We start from the raw sequence: 17,278 nt of genomic DNA on the forward strand, positions 1-17,278 counted from the left end.
CCACCGCGCGGGGGCGGCGGCGGGCTGACGGGTGTGCACGGGGCCCCGGGGCCCGGCGCGCTCATGATCCTCTCCCGGGGGCCCCGGGCCAACCCCCCCTGCCGCGCCCGTCCCTACAGACCGAACCGGGCGGCGTACGCCGCCGCGCCCGCCCCGGTGTCGCCGGCCCAGCCGACGTAGCCGTCGGGACGGATCAGGAAGACCCCGTCCCCGTAGGCGTCGTACGAGGGGATCCGCACGGTGTGGACGTCGCAGGACGTCCCGAGGTCGGTTCCGGCGCCGACGGTGTCCGGGCCGACGCTCAGCAGGGTCCAGTGCGTGCCCCGGAATTCGGTGAACAGGTGCACGCCGGCGCGCCGGCCGTCCGGCGCGCGGTCGCCCGCGCGCAGGGCGTCCCCGGGCGGGTCGGTGCGCGTCTCGACCGCGAGTGACGAATCCCGGTAGCCGAGGCCGAGTTGGGTGGTGGCCTTGCCGCGCCGGGTCTCGCCGCGGTGGACCCGGGTCGACAGGCCGAGCATGTCGGCGGCGACGGGCAGGCGTTCCTCCTCGTAGGTGTCGAGCAGGGTCTCGGGGGCGCCGTCCCGCAGGACGGCGGCCAGTTTCCAGCCGAGGTTGTACGCGTCCTGGACGCTGGTGTTGAGACCCTGGCCGCCCGCGGGGGAGTGGACGTGGGCGGCGTCGCCGGCGAGGAAGACGCGGCCGGAGCGGAACCGGTCGGCCACGGCGGCCCGCGGCCTGAAGTCGGAGGCCCACCGCACCTCCGTCACGTCGGCGGGCGAGAGGTGCGAACGGGCGGCGACGATCGTGCGGATGCCTTCGAGGGAGAGATCGGGCTCGCCCTCGGGGAACTTCGCCACGACCTGGAAGTCCTCCGTGCCGGCCAGCGGGCAGATGGAGAGGTACCCGCCGTCGGGGGTGGGCGGGAAGACGTGCCAGTTGTCGCGGTCCAGGCCGCTGATGCGGGCGTCCGCCACCAGCATCGCCCCGGGTTCGACGGTCTCCCCGGTCATGCCGATGCCCAGGGAACGCCGCACCGTGGACCGGCCGCCGTCCGCGGCGACGACGTACCGGGCGCGGACCGTCCCGCCGCAGGCGAAGGCGGCCGTCACCCCGTCCGCGTCCTGGGCGAGGCCCACCAGGTCCCGGCCGAACGAGACGGTGCCGTCCAGCTCGCGCAGGCGGGCGTGCAGGATCTCCTGCGTCCGCCACTGCGGCACCATCCAGGGCGTGGCGTACGGCGAGCCCTCGTCCGGTTCGGCCGCGTCGAACATCACGTACTCGCCCTGTCGGGCCCCGTCCTGCCAGATCATGCCGACCGGGTACGGGGCGCCTGCGGCCCGGATCTCGTCGTGCAGTCCCAGGTCGTCGAGCACTTCCAGGGTGCGGGGCTGGAGGCCCTTGCCCCGCGAGCCGGGGAACAGGCGATCGGCCCGTTCCACGACGAGGGCGCGGACCCCGCGCCGGGCGAGTTCGACGGCGAGGGTGAGGCCGGTTGGGCCGGCGCCGACGACGAGCACATCGGTGTCCTGGTGCACGGGAATCTCCTTAACGCTGTTAAGTGGCTGCCCCCGCAGCTTGCACTTAACGGTGTTAAGCTGTCAAGCGTGGCAACCAGGAGAACCCCCAAGCTGGACAAGAAGCAGGCCGTCGACACGGCGCTGCGGCTGTTGAACGAGGTCGGCCTCGACGGACTGACCCTGCGCGCGATCGCGAAGGAGCTGGACGTCCAAGCGCCCGCCCTCTACTGGCACTTCAAGAACAAGCAGGAACTGCTCGACGGGATGGCCACGGAGATGTACCGCCGGATGGCCGCGGCCGAGCCGCTCGCGCCGGACGCCACGTGGCAGCAACGGCTCACGGCGACGAGTGCGGGCCTGCGCGAGGCCCTGCTCGGCTACCGGGACGGCGCGAAGGTCTACAGCGGCTCGCGGTTCACCGGCACCGAGCACGCCGTGCGCATGGAGGAGAACCTCAGGGCCTTCGTCGACGCCGGGTTCAGCCTCTCGCAGGCCGTACGGGCCACGTCCACGGCCTACTTCTTCACCCTCGGCTTCGTCACGGAGGAGCAGGGCGTCGAGCCGACCCCGGGCGAACGCAGGGAGGGCTACGACATCGACGAACGCGCGGCGCGCCTGGCCGACTTCCCCCTCGCCGCCGCTGCGGGCGCCGAACTCTTCCAGGACTACGGGGCGGGCTTCGAGGAGAGCCTGCGGCTGTTGATCGCGGGCATCGAGGCGCGGTACGGGATCGCCTGACCCCGCCCGCCCCGCCCCTCGGCGGGGCGGGCGGCCGGGGGCGGTCCCGTCACTCGGGGCGCAGGCTCAGCACCAGGTCGCGCGGGAGACCGTGGGTGTCGTGGAGGTGGTGGAAGTCGTCCTCCACCAGCGGGCCCCGGAACCGGGGACGGGACAGCACCCGGCGGCCGCGCTCCAGGAGCCGGGCGAAACGGCGCTCCTCCTCCAGCAGGATCCGGCGGACCTCGCCCGGGTCCACGTCCTGCCGGAACCGGTCCAGGGTGTGCCGCAGCAGTTCGTCCGGCAGGTCACCGAGACCGCGGGAGCGTTCGTCGCGCCACAGCAGGGTCAGGACGCGCCGTACGAGCCGGCGCAGCACGTAGCCCTGCCCGGTGTTGGCCGGGCGGATCCCGTCGCCGATGACGGCCACGGCCGAGCGCAGGTGGTCGTTCACCACCCGCAGCGAGGGTTCGTCCAGGTGCCACAGGGCCGGTACGAGGCGACGCCAGGGTTCGAACACGTCGCAGTCGAACACCGAGGTGCGGCCCCGGAGCAGGGCGGCCAGCCGCTCCAGGCCGAGCCCGGTGTCGACGTTCCGCTGCGGCAACGGCACGAGCGAACCGTCGTCGAGCCGGCGATGGCGCATCATCACGTGGTTCCACACCTCCACCCAGCGGTCGTCCCGGGTGGGGGTGGAGCGGGGCGGGTCGTCGCCCGTCCACAGGAAGATCTCCGAGTCGGGTCCGCACGGGCCGGTCGGCCCGTTCGACCACCAGTTGTCCTCGACGGTGAGTTCCACCGGGACCCCGAGGCCCTGCCACAGCTCCAGGGAGGAGAGGTCCACGCCGGTCCGGTCGTCGCCGCCGAAGACCGTGGCGTGCAACCGCCCCGGATCGACGCCCAGCCCCTCGGTGAGCAGCCCGTATCCCCAATCGAGGCTCTGCGGGCCCTCGTAGTCGCCCAGCGACCAGGTGCCGAGCATTTCGAAGACCGTCAGGTGGGTGGTGTCGCCGACCTCGTCCAGGTCCGTGGTGCGCAGGCAGCGTTGGGTGTTCACCAGCCGCCTGCCCAGGGGGTGGGGGCGTCCTTCCAGGTGGGGGGTGAGCGGATGCATGCCCGAGGTGGTGAACAGCACCGGATCGCCGGGCGGCGGCAGCAGCGTCGAGCCCGTGATGCGGCGGTGGCCGCGCTCCTGGAAGTATTCGACGAACGTGCGGACGACGTGCTCGGTCTGCATGGGGTGGCTCCTTCGCGTGGGGCGTGGAGGCACCGGACGACGGGAACCGGGAAGTCGCGGGATCGCGGACGGCGGGGCGTCGCGGGAACCACCGGCGGACCGTGTCCGGTCGCCGGGGAGGGGAACGTCAGGCGGCGGCCGGCGAGCTGGTCGCTCGCGCGGTCGCGGTGGTGTTTCGGCCGGTGACGTTCATGGGTCCGACGGTAGCGGGTCCCCGTGCGGCGCCGCACCCGGATTTCGACGCACGGGGTGTGCCCGGGTGGGGCGCCGCACGGCTTCGTCCGTCGCGTTCAGCGCACCGGGTGGGCATCCGCCTCGCGGTGCATGCCCGTGCACAGGGCCCAGATGATGAAGAGGTTGACGGCGATCAGCACCAGCGCCCACAGGGGGTAGTACGGCAGCCAGATGAAGTTGGCGATGGCGCCCAGACCCGCGATGGCCACGCCGAAATAGCGCGCCCACAGGGCACCGCTGAGCACCGCGCAGCCGGCGAGGATGAGAATGACGCCGAGGATCAGGTGGATCCAGCCCCAGCCCGCGAGGCTGAACTGGAACACGTAATGGCGGGTCATCAGGAACAGGCCGTCGCGCGCGATGGCGGCGATCCCCTCGAAGATCGCCATGGCCCCGCCGAAGATCATCAGGGCGGCGGCGAGGACGGTGGTCCCGGACGTGTGCGCGTGCGTGGGGCTCGGGTACGCGCTCCCCGCTTGGGGTCGGGTGGCGTCACTGGCCATGTGGGTCTCCTCGGATGGCAGAGCCGGACGAGCAGCCTGGACGGGTGATCCCCCGAATCAGCGTGGCACAGGGCCATGGCGTCGGCACTCCGGCCGGCTTCGAGGGCCGACCCGTATTCGAGCAGGTGTTCGGATCCGGGGGTATCGTGGAACCCATGCACGCGCTCCAGGGCTCCCTCTTCGACCAGACCGACGAGATCCGGCTCGGCCCGCTCACCGCGGTACGGCGCACCCACCTCGGCGCCGGGGCCTGGGTGGACCACCTCCCCGGTTGGCTGACCGGGGCCGACACCCTCTTCGAGACCCTCGCCGCCGAGGTCCCGTGGCGCGCCGAACGCCGGCAGATGTACGACCGCGAGGTGGCCGTGCCCCGGCTGCTCGCCTTCTACGGGGCCGGCGCGGAACTGCCCCACCCCGCCCTGACCGACGCCCGCACGGCACTCGACCGGCACTACGCCACCGAACTGCACGAACCCTTCGTCACCGCCGGACTGTGCCTCTACCGCGACGGCCGCGACAGCGTCGCCTGGCACGGGGACCGCACCGGCCGCTCCGCGACGGAGGACACCATGGTCGCGATCCTCTCCGTCGGCGACCCCCGCGACCTCGTGCTGCGCCCCCGCGAAGGGGGCGCCACCCTGCTCCGGCTGCCCCTGGGCCACGGTGACCTCGTCGTCATGGGCGGCTCCTGCCAGCGGACCATGGAGCACGCCGTCCCCAAGACGTCACGCGCCGTCGGACCCCGGATCAGCGTCCAGTTCCGTACCCGCGGCGTCATGTGAGGACACGGCGCGCCGACTCGGCGCCCGCCGCCCCGTTGAGGTGTCATGGGGGCGCGCCCGACCGGGCCTTCCGCACCCCTCGCGAGCCGAGCCGGATCGCGTCGGAAGCCGGTGGACGACCGAAAGCCGGTGAACATGAGCGTCGAACGCCTCGGGGGCCGGTGGGCCGCGCTCACGCCCGCCGCCGGGGGCGTCGTCATGGCCACCGGGATCCTCTCGGTCGGCCTGGACCTCGTCGGCCGCACCTGGATCTCCCTCGGCGCGCTCGCCGTCGCCGCCGCGCTGTGGCTCGTGCTGGCCGCCGACTTCGTCGGCCTGCTCGTCGCCGACCGCGGCCGGTTCAGGGCCGAGACCCACACCCCCTCCGCCCTCACCGCCGTGGCCGCCACCACCGTGCTCGGCACCCGCGTCGCGCAGCTCGACCGGCCGGCGGCGCAGACCACGGCCACCGCCCTCCTCGTGCTCGCCGCCGTCCTGTGGCCAGGACTCCTCGGCGCCGTCGTCCGCCACTGGCACCGACGGATGCCCGGCGCCGCCTTCCTCGCCTGCGTCGCCACCCAGGGGCTCGCCGTGCTCGCCGCCACCCTGGCCGACGGCCGGCGCGTCGACTGGCTCGCCCGGGCGGCACTGGCCTGCTTCTGCCTCGGGCTGCTGCTCTACGCACTGGCCCTGCCGCGCTTCGACCTCCGGGAGGTCACCGGCGGCGCGGGCGACCACTGGGTGGCCGGCGGGGCCCTGTCCATCACGGCCCTGGCGGGCGCGAAGCTCACCGCCTCCCCCCTCTGGACCGGCGCCGCGCACACCGCCCTGCGCACGCTCACCCTGGTCTGCCTCGCCGTCTCGCTCGCCTGGTACGCCGTCCTCCTCGCCGCCGAAGTGCGCAGCCCCCGCCCGCGCTACGACATCCGCCGCTGGTCGACCGTCTTCCCCCTCGGCATGACCGCCACGGCCTGCCTGTCCACCGCGGCCGCGACCGGCCCCGGTTGGCTGCGACCGCTGGGAGAGGCATTGCTCTGGATCGCTGTCGGAGCCTGCGTCCTCACCTGCACCGCCTTCCTCCTGTCCCGGCGGGGCGGCCGAACCCCCTCCGGTCCGGGTCCCGCCGTACCGGGCCCGTGACCGCGGCGGGCGCCGCGGTGGGTGGGCCCGACGTCCGGGGGCCCGGGCGTCGCCGGGCGGGCCGGGCAGGGCCCGCTTCCGGTGGCGGGCCGCGGACACGCTCGGTTAGGGTCCCGGCATGGCGTACACGTTCCAGGTGACGATCGACTCCACGGACCCCCACCCGCTCGCCGACTGGTGGGCCGAGGCCCTCGGCTGGGAAGTGGAGCCCAGCGACGAACAGTTCATCCGCGGCGTGATCGCGGCCGGACACGCGACCGACGAGGACACGACGACCCACCGCGGCACGCTGGTCTGGAAGGTCGGAGCCGCGATCCGCCACCCCGAGGGACCCGAACACGCGCCGCGCGTCCTGTTCCAGCGGGTACCGGAGCCCAAGACCGTGAAGAACCGCGTCCACCTAGACGTCCGCATCGGGGAGGACGACCCGAAGGGCGTCGTCGAGCGACTCCTCGCCATGGGCGCGACCCACCTCCACGAGGGCAACCAGGGCCCCTTCCGCTGGACCACCCTCGCCGATCCGGAGGGCAACGAACTCTGCATCACCTACTGACGGGCCGTAGGCTCCCCGCGTGAACGTCATCCTCCTCGGTTGAACCGGAACGATCGGGCGGGCGTGCTGCGCGCATGCCTGCGCGACGACGCCGTCACCCGCGTCCTGGCCATCGGGCGAACCCCGCTCGGCGTGAGCCACCCAAGCTGCGTGAGGTCGTCCGGCCCGACCCGTCCGACCTGTCGGACCTCGCCGCCGAGCTCCCCGGTTACGACGCCTGCTTCTTCTGCCTTGGCGTCTCCTCCGTCGGCATGGAGGATGAGGCCTACCGCCGCGTTACCCACGACCTCACGCTCGCCGTGGCCCGGCCGCTCGCCGCCGCCAACCCCCGGCTCACCTTCGTCCACGTCTCGGGGGAGGGCACCGACAGCACCGGCCGGGGGCGTTCCATGTTGGCCCGGGTCAAGGGCCGGACCGAGAACGACCTCCTGGAACTCCCCTTCCGCGCCCGCGTGTTCCGCCCCGGGATCGTCCAACCCGTGCGCGGGGTGCCCTCGAAGACCCGGCTCCACCGGACCCTCTACGCGGTCACCGCACCACTCATCGTGGTGCTCCGGCGGATCGCGCCGGACCTCGTCACCACCACCGACGACCTCGGCCGTGCCATGATCGCCGTCGCGGCCGGTGCCGAGGCCCCCGGCCGCATCCTGCGCCCCCGTGACATCAACCGCCTGGGCGCCGCCCCCACCAGGCATAATTGACTACCGGGCACTCCCTCCCGCAGGCGAGAATGAGCCATCTCGAACCGGGAGGAACCCATGAGCCAGGACCACCTGACTCTGCATGACCTGGTGCCCGCGCAGGCACTGGCCGAGTCGATCGCCGCCGGGTACGTCACCCGCAAGCCGCATCCCGAGCTGCCGCTGTCGATCTACACCTACACCAGGTCGGCCCAGTACGAAGGCGTCTGGAACCAGGTCACCACGCGCTGCCGCGGACTCGTGGCGGACGACAGCACCGGCGCGGTCGTCGCCCTGCCGCTGCCGAAGTTCTTCAACGTCGGCGAGCACGAGGCGGGCATGCCGTACGCGCCCGCCCTCCCGGACGAGCCGTTCGAGGTGTACGACAAGGTCGACGGCAGCCTCGCCGTGGTCTTCCACTACGCGGGCCGCTGGCGGGTCGCCTCCAAGGGGTCCTTCGTCAGTGCCCAGGCCACCTGGGCCCAGCGGCGCCTCGACGACAAGGACACCACCGCGCTGCGCCCCGGCGTCACCTACCTCGCCGAGATCCTGTACCCGCAGAACCGCATCGTCGTGAACTACGGGGACCGCCGGGACCTCGTCCTCCTCGCCGCCTTCGGCCCGGACGGCACCGAGGTCCCGCTCACCGAGGCCGCCGCCGACTGGGAGAGCGTCGGCTCCGTCGTCAAGGTGTGGCCCGCCATGCCCCTCGCCGAACTGATGGCGCTGACGGAGTCCAACACCATGCCCGGCGGCGCGCCCGCCACCGGCACCGACGCGGAGGGCTTCGTCCTGCGCTTCGCGTCCGGCGTGCGCGCCAAGGCCAAGCTCTCCGAGTACGTGCGCCTCCACCACGTCCTCACCGGTGTCAACGAACGCGACATCTGGCGCGGCCACGGCATCCAGCGGTTCGCCGGGGTTCCCGTCAAGCTGCTCGCGCAAGGCCTCAACTGCACCGTCGCCGACATCGAGGCCTCGGGCGGCAAGCCGCTGGACGCCCTGCTGGAGCAGGTGCCCGACGAGTTCGACGCGTGGGTCCGCGAGGTGATCGTCCGCCTGGAGCAGCAGGCCGCGGACCACGAGCGGGCCATCGACGAGGCCTACGCGAGCCTCGCGCACCTCACCGCAGACCGGGGAGCCTTCGCCCGCGCCGTCAAGGAACTGCCGAACCGGGACGTCCGACCGGCGATGTTCACGCGGCTCGACGGCCGCTCCACCGAACTCACCAGTTGGCGCCACGTACGGCCCGACGTGGCCGACGCCCACACCACCGACGAGGAGGACGCGGAGGGGCCCGCGCGGACGCCCCGCCCCGTGCCCGGGGACCCCTCCCGTGCCGACGCGCCGGCCGCGGCCCGACGGGCGGCCCCCGTCGTGCGGAACTCCGCTCCGCGCGGGGCCGCTCCGCGGGAAGCGGCGGACGCCCCGGCGGACGGTGACGCCGTGCTGCCCGTCGTGCACGTCATGACGGGTCTGCCCGCCTCCGGCAAGACGACCGCCGCCCGCGCCCTGCAGGCGCGGTCGGGCGGGCGGATGCGCCGCGTCAACCTGGACGACCTGCGGGCCATGCTCGACCTGCCGGACCCCGAGCGGGGCCGGTCCTTCGCGCACGAGCAGACCGTCCTGGAGGTGCAGGACGCGGCCGTCCGCGCCGCCGTCGACGGCGGGTTCGACGTGGTCGTCGACAACACCCACCTGACGAAGAACATCCCGAAGCGGCTCAAGGCGGCGGTCGGCGGCCTCGCCACCTTCGTCGTGCACGACTTCACCGACGTGCCCCTGGAGGAGTGCCTGCGCCGCGACGCGGCCCGGGAGCGCCAGGTCGGCGAGGAGATCATCCGGATCCTCGCGGACAAGCACCAGAAGGCCCGCAAGGGCGGCTGGCGGCTCACGGCGGAATGGATGAACGGCGGATCCGGCGGCGCGGCCCTGCCGGCGGTGCGGCCGTACGTCCCCGACCCGGCACTGCCCCCGGCCGTCATGTGCGACATCGACGGGACCCTGGCCCTGATCGGAAACCGGGGACCGTACGACTTCTCGCGCTGTGAGCTCGACCTGCTCAACGAGTCCGTGCGGCACGCGCTCGACGCCTTCCGGCGTGCCGACGGCGACACCATCGTGCTGCTGTCGGGGCGCGGTGAGGAACACCGTCCGCAGACGGAGTCCTGGCTGAGGGCCCACCGGGTGCCCTACGACGAGCTGTGGATGCGGGCCGCCGGGGACACGCGCCGTGACGACGTGGTCAAGGCGGAGCTCTTCGACGCGCACGTGCGCGACCGCTTCGCCGTGCGCGTCTCGCTCGACGACCGGGACCGCGTGGTCGCGGTCTGGCGGCGGATGGGCCTGCCGACCTGGCAGGTCAACTACGGCGACTTCTGAGGGGTGACGCCGTGACGGTCCTCATCGTGGACGCCGCGAACGTGGTGGGGTCCGTCCCCGACGGCTGGTGGCGGGACCGGCGCGCGGCCGCCGAGCGGCTGCGCGACCGGCTCGCGCTGCGGGACGCCGGGGAGGAGATCATCCTCGTCGTCGAGGGCGCCGCCCGGGGCGTCGCGTCCGTGCCCGGCGTTCGGGTCGACGAGGCGCCGGGGAGCGGCGACGACCGGATCGTCGAACTGGCCGCGGCCCGCGCGGGCCGCGGCTGCGTCGTGGTCACGGCGGACCGGGAACTGCGCGAGCGGGTGCGGGCGTACGGAGCCGAGTGCCGGGGCCCCCGCAGCGTACGCCCGCAGGAGTGACCGGGACGGTCAGCGGCACCACTTCACGGGCGTGATGTTGTCGACGTAACGGGCGGAGACCCAGGCCTCCCTGCGGTCCTTGTGGTCCATGCGGCGCTCGTCGCCGCGCCCGCCGTCGGAGTCCTCGCGGGCGACCGGCTCGTTGCCGTTCATGTCCTCCTCGCGGTCCTTGCGGTCGAGGCGGTACCAGAGGTCGTTGCCGTCGACGCGCTCACCGCGCTGCTTGCACTCGATCGCCAGCTTCTGGTTCGGGTACACCTTGCCCAGCTCGTACCCGCGCGTGCTCGGCTTGCTGCGGACCTTCAGCGCGCCGCGGGAGACGACCTTGCCCAGGGCGTTGCGCGGCTTGGGGTAGACGACCGGGCCGCCGGTCTGGACGTCGTCGTACATGTCCCCCTGCGAGGGCTGGTCGAAGGACGGACCGTCGTCGGCGACGGCGAGGCCCGCACCGACCAGACCGAGCACCAGGCTTCCGGTGGCGAGAGCGAGGATGGTCCTGGTGGGCTTCAGCATGAGCCGCTCCTCTACGAAGACTTCCGCCCGGCCGCGTCGCGCGGCGCGGGGCGGCAACCAGGCGGCTGCCAGGGACGACTATGGCGAGGTGACGCCGCCGGACCCGGCCGACGCACCGCCCTTTAGCCCGATATGCCCAATATGCGACCGAGTTCGGGGGTCGGGGGGCGGATCCGGCGCCCTCCGGCCCCGCCCGCAGCCTGGACCGTCGTTCCCGGCGGCGACAACCGCGCCTCCTACTCAGGTGATTGGGCTCACGTACTCAGGCGGCCGACCGCCCGCGCCGGCTACGGTGTGCGCAGCGGGGGAACCGACGGGAGTTCAGGGGGCGGGTCATGCGTCGAGCGAGGACGTTGTCGGGAACAGGGGTGCTGGGCGGGGCGCTCGTGGCGTCCCTGCTCCTGACGGGGTGCGGCAAGGGAGCCGGCGGGACGGAACCGGGGCCCGGACCCTCCGGGACGGCCGCCCCGGCCACGCCCTCCGCGACGACCGCGGGCGGTCCTCCCGCCGGGACGCCCGTGCCGGTCCCCTCGGGGTCCACGGCCCCCGGGACGCTACCGACGGCCTACACCTTCACGCCCGACCCGGCGCGCGTCCCGCGCACCGCCGAGGAGGCGCGCCGGTTCACCCGGGCCGCCGCGCTGGACCCGGACTCCTGGTCGGCCGGCCTGGTCCGGCACGATCCGTACGAGGGCGGCGGGGACCGGCCGGTCCTGTCGGCCGACTGCGCCTGGTCGCGCGGACCGATGCCCGCCGACGTGCTCGACAGCTACACCCGGCGGATCGACATGCCGGCCAAGGACGGCAAGGGCCGGGTACTCGGCTCGGTGACGCTCACCGTGCACAGCGACGTGGCCGCCGCCGACCGCGACATGCAGGACACGGTGCAGCAGAGCTTCCGCTGCCCCGACCAGGACCTGGGCGGCGGGCAGTTCCTGCGCGGCCTGATGTCCATGCACCAGCCGAAGGAGTCGGTCCTGAACGCCGACGCCTCGATGTTCGAGTCCGGGAAGTACCTCTCGGCCGAAGCGGGCGGCCCCGGCGCACCCCAGGGCTACGTGTGGACCAAGTCCCGGATCGGGAGCGTCGTGATGGCCCTCTCCGTCAAGGGGGCGCAGGGGTACGAGACCCGCGACCTGCTGATGCTGGCCGCCGAGGGCGGGGCGAAGGCCCTGTACCGGATCGAACTGGAGCTGAAGTGACCCTCCGAGCCGACGCACGGGTCGGGAGCGACCGCTGATGCAGCCCCTGCACGCCACCGATCCCGCCCGGATCGGCGGCTACCGCATCCTCGGTCGTCTGGGCGCGGGCGGCATGGGCGTCGTCCTGCTCGGCCGCTCCGCGGGCGGAGCCCTCGCCGCCGTCAAACTCGTCCGCGCCGAGTACGCCGACGACCCCGCCTTCCGGGTGCGCTTCCGCCGGGAGGTGGCCATCGCCCGCCGGGTGCGCAGCCCTTGGGCCGTGCCGGTCGTCGACGCCGACACGGAGGCCCCCGCGCCGTGGCTCGCCACGGAGTTCGTGCCCGGACCGCCGCTCAGCGACGCCGTCGCCCGGGCCGGTGGACTGCCGCCCGACAGCGTGCGCCTCCTCGGGGCACGGCTGGCGGAGGCCCTCGGCGCCGTGCACGGCGCCGGCCTGGTGCACCGCGACGTCAAGCCGGCGAACGTCCTGCTCGCCACCGACGGACCCCGCCTCATCGACTTCGGCATCGCCCGGGCCCTGGACGACACCGTGCTGACCGCCACCGACGTGGTCATCGGCTCCCCGGGCTTCCTGTCCCCGGAGCAGGCCCAGGGAGGCCACATCGGTCCGCCGAGCGACATCTTCGCGCTGGGCTGCGTGTTGGCGTACGCGGCCACCGGGCGCCGACCGTTCGGATCGGGCCCCGTCGAGGCCATGCTCTTCCGCACCGTCCACGACACCGCCGACACCACCGGGATCCCCCACGACCTGCTGCCCCTCATCGCGGCCTGCCTCGCCAAGGCCCCGGCCGACCGCCCGACGGCCGAGGAACTGCGCCTGGCCATGACCGGGGACGCGCCCGGCCCCTGGCTGCCCGCGCCGCTGCTCCAGCTGATCGCGGAACGCTCGGCGCGGATGCTGCAACTCCCCGACATCGAACCGACCCGGCGGACGACGCCGGTGCCCGGCACCGGCGCCCTTGCGGACGCACCGACGGCGGCACCCGTCGACGCGGCCCCGACCGGAGCCGCCACGGCGGGCCCCTCCCCGCGCCGCCGGACCGTCCTCGCCGCGGCCGCCCTGACCCTGACGGGCGGCGGGGGCACGGCCGCCTGGTTCGCACGGCGACCGGATCCGCCCCAGGAGCCCGAGCCCCGCCCCGAGCGGCCCACCCTCACCATCGGGCTCCAGGCGGACCTGACCGGCCCGGGCCGGGCCGTCGGCGAGGCCCAGCGGGACGGCGCCCGGCTGGCGGTGGAGGAACTCACCGCCCGTACCGAACTCCCCTTCGCCTACCGGCTGTCCGAGGCCGACGACCAGGGCGCCGCCGGTCCCGCCGCCGCGGCGGCCGAGCGCTTCGCCGCCGACACCTCGGTGGTGGCCGTGCTCGCGGCCACCGCGGGCCCGGCCGTCGCCGCCGCGCTCACCCGGTACGACCGGGCGGGCCTGCCCCTCCTCAGCGCCTCCGACGGGGACACCACACGCATCAACCGCGTCTTCACCTGCCTGCGCCCCAACGACGCCTACCAGATGAGACCCGTCGTGGAGTACCTGACCGCGCGCGACCGCGGCACGACGATGATCGTGGACGACGGCACCCCGTACGGCTGGCAGACCACCCGCGCCCTCAGCGAGGCCCTGCGCGCGGGCAAGCGCCCCGTGACCCCGGCGACGGTGGCGGCGGACGCGGACCACACGGCAGTCGCCCGCGACGCCGCCGGGGCCGGGGCGGTCCTCTACGGGGGCGGACCCGTCGGCGCTGCCCGCCTCGCCCGCGCCCTGGCCGCAACCGGCCACCGGGGCAGGGTCATCGGCACCCGGGCGGTGCACGACCCGCTGTTCCTCGCGGAGGCGGCCGGGAGCGCGGAGGGCTGGCTGGTCGTCTCCACCGCGGTGGATCCCGCCTCGGCTCCCGCGGCCCGGGCCTTCGACAACGCCTACCGGGCCCGGCACGGCGGCCCGGCCCCGCTGCACGCGGCGGAGGCCTACGACGCCGTGCACCTGCTGGCCCGATGCGCGCAGGGTTTGGGCCGCGACCGGGTGGAGCGCGGGGACCTGCTGGCGACGGTGCGCGCGACGACGTACGAGGGGGTGTCGAAGAAGTACGCCTTCGAAGCGGCGAACGGCACCTTCACCGGCGACGGGGGCCTGCACTTCTACACGGTGTCCTCGGGCCGGTTCCGCCTGCTCGGGGACCGGCAGACGGTCTGGCCCGCGTGACGGCGGAGAGAACCGGCCGGTCCTGGCCGATATGCGAGCACCCTTTCGGGGGACTCCCGTTCGTCCCGTGCGTGGCTAGCATTCTCGTAAGTGCTTGTCGTGCAATCCCATATGGGATTGCGTGATCATGCCCGTCCGAGGAGAAGGGGACCGAACATGCAGTTACGCAATGGGGTCGTGGCGAGCGAGATTCCCGACGTGACGTGGGTGAAGAGCAGTGCCAGCGTGGGCAACGGCAACTGCGTGGAGGTCGCCGCGCTCGACGGCGGAGGTGTGGCGATGCGGAACTCGCGTTTCCCCGACGGGCCCGCGCTGGTGTTCACGGCGGCCGAGATCGAGGCGTTCGTCGACGGAGTGAAGCGATCCGAGTTCGACGATCTGACGGGATGACGGCCGGACTCCGGGCCGTTCCGCAGGCTGAATTCCGGGCTAAATCGTAGGCCAAAGCTTGGACGGTCGGCTGGAGGGACTCCATTCTGAGGGCGGGGACCCGCCCCGGTCGTATAGGAGTTCACATGTCCGCTCTCCCCGAGCCGCTGCCCGATCAGGTCGCCCCGGTATTACCGCTGGGCAGAGAACCGGGCCGGGCGGCGGCCGGCCGTGTCCTGGGTCAGGCGCTGCGGGGGTTCCGTGAGGACCGCGGTCTCACCCTGCGGGACGTGGCTCCCGTCATCCGCGGGTCCGTTTCGAAGATCAGTCGTCTGGAGCGGGGCGAGAGCCCTCCCAAGCCCAAGGACGTCCTGGACCTGGCCCGACACTACGGACTGGACGCCGAGGAGACGCGAACCCTCGAACGGCTCCTGGAGTTCGCCCAGGACTGCGAGTGGTACGAGCAGTACAGCGACGTGACCCCCGGATACCTCAGGCGCCTCATCCAACTGGAGGGCGACGCCGAGGAGATCTGCCTCTACGAGAACCTCGTGGTCCCGGGCATCCTGCAAACACCCGACTACGCCGCGCACATGGTCAGGGCCGTCATGCCCAGTGCCCCGCACGAGGAGATCGTCCGGGTCGTACAGCTTCGGACGCAGCGCCGTCTGCGACTCATGGAGGGCGAGGTGCCGCGGCTGACCGTGCTGCTCGACCAGGGCGTCCTGAAACGCCGCTGCGGCAGCGCGGAGGTGATGCGCGAGCAGCTGTCGTACCTGCTCAGTGCAGGTGACACCGCCAGGGTCAACATCCGCATCCTCGACATGACGTCGGGGTACGTCGCCGCGCCGCCCTACCCGATCACCCACCTGAAGTTCCGCGACGGCGGACCCGGCGAGCTGGCGTACGTCGAGCACATCAACGGCGCGAACTACGTGACCCGGCCGCGGGCCCTGGACGACCACCGCAACGCGCTGAGCAACCTGCGGGTCGCGGCGGCCTCCAGGGACCGCAGCCGGGAACTGGTCGTCGAGGCGCTGGAGGCCTTCCGCTGAACCGGGGTCAGCGCAGGCGGCCCACGCCGCCCCACTCGACCCAGTCCCTCGGCCGGAGTTCGGCCGGCGGGGGAGTGCTGTCCGGTCGCCAGTCCACCACGTCGACGAGGCGTGGTTCGAGGATGTCCAGACCGTCGAAGTACTTTTCGACCTCGTGGGTTTCGCGCACCCGGCCCCAATGCCCGTGCGTGCTCACGTCCATGAGGCGGGTCACGTCCTCGCGCACGACCGGATCGTCGCTGACGAGTTGGCAGATCACCATGAAGCTGCCCGGCGGCAGCATGGCCGCGGTCCGGCGCACGACCGCCGCGGGATCCATCTCGTCACCGGTGTCGGGAATGCAGTGCAGGACCGATACGAACAGGGCGGCCATCGGCGCCCCCCAGTCCAGGAAGGTGTCCGTCGCCCGCCGGATCGAGGCGGTGTCGCGCATGTCCCGGGAGATGACCAGGGTGCCCGCGTTGTCGTGGAGGGTCGTCTGGGCGTGCGCGAGGACCATCGGATCGTTGTCGACGTAGGCGACCTTGCAGCGGGGATCGACGCGCTGGGCCACCTCGTGGACGTTGTCCTGGGTGGGGAGGCCGGATCCGTGGTCGAGGAACTGCCGGATGCCGTAGTCCTCGACGAGGGTCCGCACGACCCGGGTGAGGAACGCCCGGTTGTTCCGGGCCAGGAGTTGGGTGCTGGGTGCGATCTCCAGCAGTTTGGCGCAGGCCGTGCGGTCGCTGTCGTAGTTCTCCACGCCGCCCAGCAGCCAGTCGTACATCCGCGCCACGCTCGGGGTGTGCATGTCGATCACGGGTGGCTGGGGGTTCTGCCCTAAGTCCATGTGCCCTCCTCGTGGCCCTGTCGGGCCTGTGCCGTGGAACCGGGCCATGGTAGGAGCAGCCGGTCCCCCTGCCAATGACCCGTACCGGCTTTCGACCGGTCCTGCGGTCCTCCGCAGGTTTCCGGCCGGCCCGGTGTCCGGCGGAGGGTGCCCGCCGGCCGGAAGACGGCTCAGTAGGTGACGACGATCCGCCGCGCCGGGCCGTCCACCCGGATGTTTCCGCCGACGGGGACCACTAGCTGAGGGTCGGTGTGGCCGAGGTCGACGTCGAACACGGCCATCGTGTCCGGGGCGTACTCCCGCAGGGCCCGCAGGACGGCATCCCGCTGTCGCTGCCGGAAGCGGGCCCCCTCCGCGGCGTCGAGGGGGTGGTCGAACGACCAGCTCTTGGCCCGGCCCATCAACAGGGCGGGGAACTGCCGCAGGAGACCGCGTTCGCCCATGCTCCGCAGCACGCGGTGGACCTCCTCGGCGCCCGGCATCTCCTCCGAGGTCTCCAGGAACAGGACCCGGCCGTGATAGGTGACCATGCCGAGGTCCCCCAGGAAGAGCAGCGGGTTGGTGTTGTCGCTGTAGCCGAAGAAGGGCTTGGGGTGGGCGCGCGGCAGTTCGCGGTCCAGGTGCGGCAGGACCGTGATCTGGTCGTCGCCCCCGATACTGGCGATCACGGCTTTGACCTCGGGGTCCGCGAAGGCCGCGTGGAGGTCCGCGGCCCGGTCCGCGGGCGTCGCGCCCATGCGCCGGGTCGTCGGGTACTCGACGGTCCGCAGCCCGAACTCCTCCCGGAGCCTGCGCAGGCCCAGCTCGTACGGCAACGGGAACAGCCCGGGCAGCCCGGACGAGGGGGACACCACCGCGACCAGGTCGCCGGGGCGGGGCTTGGCCGGGTGGACGGGCGCGATCATGGTCATCGGGCGATCGTGGACGAGGCCGGGGCCCGCCCCTCCGACGTCTTCGGGGGGCCGCCCGAAGACCGCCGGAGCGAACGGGTGTGCGGTCCGGTGCGGGTTTGCGGATGCGGGGCGGCCGG

General features: G+C 73.2%; 17 protein-coding genes. 11 read left to right on the forward strand and 6 right to left on the reverse strand.

Annotated elements, in window-relative coordinates; all coding sequences use genetic code 11:
- Positions 1-113: 113 nt before the first annotated feature.
- Positions 114-1,535: an FAD-dependent oxidoreductase gene (locus ACZ58N_RS15700; RefSeq protein ID WP_471159387.1), complete on the reverse strand. Its 1,422-nt coding sequence runs from the start codon at positions 1,533-1,535 to the stop codon at positions 114-116.
- A 69-nt stretch (positions 1,536-1,604) separates the two neighbouring features.
- Between ACZ58N_RS15700 and ACZ58N_RS15705 the strand changes: the two genes are divergently transcribed.
- Positions 1,605-2,255 (forward strand): TetR/AcrR family transcriptional regulator C-terminal domain-containing protein, encoded by a 651-nt coding sequence (locus tag ACZ58N_RS15705; protein ID WP_471159389.1) that lies wholly within the window; start codon positions 1,605-1,607, stop codon positions 2,253-2,255.
- Between the two features lie 49 nt (positions 2,256-2,304).
- On the opposite strand, the gene ACZ58N_RS15710 is transcribed toward ACZ58N_RS15705, so the two are convergent.
- Positions 2,305-3,471, reverse strand: a complete 1,167-nt coding sequence (locus ACZ58N_RS15710; RefSeq protein ID WP_471159391.1) for an alanine--tRNA ligase-related protein — start codon at positions 3,469-3,471, stop codon at positions 2,305-2,307.
- A 290-nt stretch (positions 3,472-3,761) separates the two neighbouring features.
- Complete coding sequence (locus tag ACZ58N_RS15715; protein ID WP_471159393.1) at positions 3,762-4,208, reverse strand: DUF7144 family membrane protein; 447 nt, start codon at positions 4,206-4,208, stop codon at positions 3,762-3,764.
- Positions 4,209-4,363: 155 nt separating this feature from the next.
- Between ACZ58N_RS15715 and ACZ58N_RS15720 the strand changes: the two genes are divergently transcribed.
- The 6 genes from ACZ58N_RS15720 to ACZ58N_RS15745 all read left to right on the forward strand — a co-directional run bounded on the left by ACZ58N_RS15720 (position 4,364) and on the right by ACZ58N_RS15745 (position 10,080).
- A complete protein-coding gene (locus tag ACZ58N_RS15720; protein ID WP_471159395.1) occupies positions 4,364-4,990 on the forward strand; it encodes an alpha-ketoglutarate-dependent dioxygenase AlkB in 627 nt (208 codons plus the stop codon).
- Positions 4,991-5,125: 135 nt separating this feature from the next.
- Positions 5,126-6,109: a tellurite resistance/C4-dicarboxylate transporter family protein gene (locus tag ACZ58N_RS15725; RefSeq protein WP_471159397.1), complete on the forward strand. Its 984-nt coding sequence runs from the start codon at positions 5,126-5,128 to the stop codon at positions 6,107-6,109.
- A 118-nt stretch (positions 6,110-6,227) separates the two neighbouring features.
- Complete coding sequence (locus ACZ58N_RS15730) at positions 6,228-6,662, forward strand: VOC family protein (RefSeq protein WP_471159399.1); 435 nt, start codon at positions 6,228-6,230, stop codon at positions 6,660-6,662.
- Positions 6,663-6,736: 74 nt separating this feature from the next.
- Positions 6,737-7,363: a Rossmann-fold NAD(P)-binding domain-containing protein gene (locus tag ACZ58N_RS15735; RefSeq protein WP_471159401.1), complete on the forward strand. Its 627-nt coding sequence runs from the start codon at positions 6,737-6,739 to the stop codon at positions 7,361-7,363.
- A 57-nt stretch (positions 7,364-7,420) separates the two neighbouring features.
- Entirely contained in the window at positions 7,421-9,721 is a 2,301-nt protein-coding gene (locus ACZ58N_RS15740) for a phosphatase domain-containing protein (RefSeq protein ID WP_471159403.1), read from the forward strand.
- Positions 9,722-9,732: 11 nt separating this feature from the next.
- Positions 9,733-10,080: an NYN domain-containing protein gene (locus ACZ58N_RS15745; RefSeq protein WP_471159405.1), complete on the forward strand. Its 348-nt coding sequence runs from the start codon at positions 9,733-9,735 to the stop codon at positions 10,078-10,080.
- 9 nt (positions 10,081-10,089) lie between these two features.
- On the opposite strand, the gene ACZ58N_RS15750 is transcribed toward ACZ58N_RS15745, so the two are convergent.
- Positions 10,090-10,593, reverse strand: coding sequence for a hypothetical protein (locus tag ACZ58N_RS15750; protein ID WP_471159407.1), 504 nt, complete (start codon positions 10,591-10,593; stop codon positions 10,090-10,092).
- A gap of 335 nt (positions 10,594-10,928) precedes the next feature.
- Between ACZ58N_RS15750 and ACZ58N_RS15755 the strand changes: the two genes are divergently transcribed.
- The 4 genes from ACZ58N_RS15755 to ACZ58N_RS15770 all read left to right on the forward strand — a co-directional run bounded on the left by ACZ58N_RS15755 (position 10,929) and on the right by ACZ58N_RS15770 (position 15,419).
- A complete protein-coding gene (locus tag ACZ58N_RS15755) occupies positions 10,929-11,795 on the forward strand; it encodes a hypothetical protein (protein WP_471159408.1) in 867 nt (288 codons plus the stop codon).
- Positions 11,796-11,832: 37 nt separating this feature from the next.
- Complete coding sequence (locus ACZ58N_RS15760; RefSeq protein ID WP_471159409.1) at positions 11,833-13,995, forward strand: bifunctional serine/threonine-protein kinase/ABC transporter substrate-binding protein; 2,163 nt, start codon at positions 11,833-11,835, stop codon at positions 13,993-13,995.
- A gap of 156 nt (positions 13,996-14,151) precedes the next feature.
- Positions 14,152-14,385 carry a DUF397 domain-containing protein gene (locus ACZ58N_RS15765; RefSeq protein ID WP_471159411.1) on the forward strand — a complete coding sequence of 78 codons (234 nt, stop codon included), beginning with the start codon at positions 14,152-14,154 and terminating at the stop codon, positions 14,383-14,385.
- A gap of 125 nt (positions 14,386-14,510) precedes the next feature.
- On the forward strand, positions 14,511-15,419 hold the full coding sequence (locus ACZ58N_RS15770; RefSeq protein WP_471159412.1) for a helix-turn-helix domain-containing protein: 909 nt from the start codon (positions 14,511-14,513) through the stop codon (positions 15,417-15,419).
- A gap of 7 nt (positions 15,420-15,426) precedes the next feature.
- Here the strand turns inward: ACZ58N_RS15770 and ACZ58N_RS15775 are convergent, their stop codons facing one another.
- Both ACZ58N_RS15775 and ACZ58N_RS15780 read right to left on the reverse strand, forming a co-directional pair.
- Positions 15,427-16,248, reverse strand: a complete 822-nt coding sequence (locus ACZ58N_RS15775; RefSeq protein ID WP_471159415.1) for an SAM-dependent methyltransferase — start codon at positions 16,246-16,248, stop codon at positions 15,427-15,429.
- A gap of 170 nt (positions 16,249-16,418) precedes the next feature.
- Positions 16,419-17,153: a S66 peptidase family protein gene (locus tag ACZ58N_RS15780; RefSeq protein WP_471160120.1), complete on the reverse strand. Its 735-nt coding sequence runs from the start codon at positions 17,151-17,153 to the stop codon at positions 16,419-16,421.
- Between the last annotated feature and the right edge of the window lie 125 nt (positions 17,154-17,278).

Source organism: Streptomyces sp. NPDC040432 (assembly GCF_055595445.1).

Coding starts and splice junctions, on each gene's coding strand:
- ACZ58N_RS15710 (WP_471159391.1), bottom strand. CDS start 3,471: ATGCAGACCGAGCACGTCGTCCGCACGTTCGTCGAATACTTCCAGGAG.
- ACZ58N_RS15715 (WP_471159393.1), bottom strand. CDS start 4,208: ATGGCCAGTGACGCCACCCGACCCCAAGCGGGGAGCGCGTACCCGAGC.
- ACZ58N_RS15720 (WP_471159395.1), top strand. CDS start 4,364: ATGCACGCGCTCCAGGGCTCCCTCTTCGACCAGACCGACGAGATCCGG.
- ACZ58N_RS15725 (WP_471159397.1), top strand. CDS start 5,126: ATGAGCGTCGAACGCCTCGGGGGCCGGTGGGCCGCGCTCACGCCCGCC.
- ACZ58N_RS15730 (WP_471159399.1), top strand. CDS start 6,228: ATGGCGTACACGTTCCAGGTGACGATCGACTCCACGGACCCCCACCCG.
- ACZ58N_RS15735 (WP_471159401.1), top strand. CDS start 6,737: ATGCCTGCGCGACGACGCCGTCACCCGCGTCCTGGCCATCGGGCGAAC.
- ACZ58N_RS15740 (WP_471159403.1), top strand. CDS start 7,421: ATGAGCCAGGACCACCTGACTCTGCATGACCTGGTGCCCGCGCAGGCA.
- ACZ58N_RS15750 (WP_471159407.1), bottom strand. CDS start 10,593: ATGCTGAAGCCCACCAGGACCATCCTCGCTCTCGCCACCGGAAGCCTG.
- ACZ58N_RS15755 (WP_471159408.1), top strand. CDS start 10,929: ATGCGTCGAGCGAGGACGTTGTCGGGAACAGGGGTGCTGGGCGGGGCG.
- ACZ58N_RS15760 (WP_471159409.1), top strand. CDS start 11,833: ATGCAGCCCCTGCACGCCACCGATCCCGCCCGGATCGGCGGCTACCGC.
- ACZ58N_RS15765 (WP_471159411.1), top strand. CDS start 14,152: ATGCAGTTACGCAATGGGGTCGTGGCGAGCGAGATTCCCGACGTGACG.
- ACZ58N_RS15770 (WP_471159412.1), top strand. CDS start 14,511: ATGTCCGCTCTCCCCGAGCCGCTGCCCGATCAGGTCGCCCCGGTATTA.
- ACZ58N_RS15775 (WP_471159415.1), bottom strand. CDS start 16,248: ATGGACTTAGGGCAGAACCCCCAGCCACCCGTGATCGACATGCACACC.
- ACZ58N_RS15780 (WP_471160120.1), bottom strand. CDS start 17,153: ATGATCGCGCCCGTCCACCCGGCCAAGCCCCGCCCCGGCGACCTGGTC.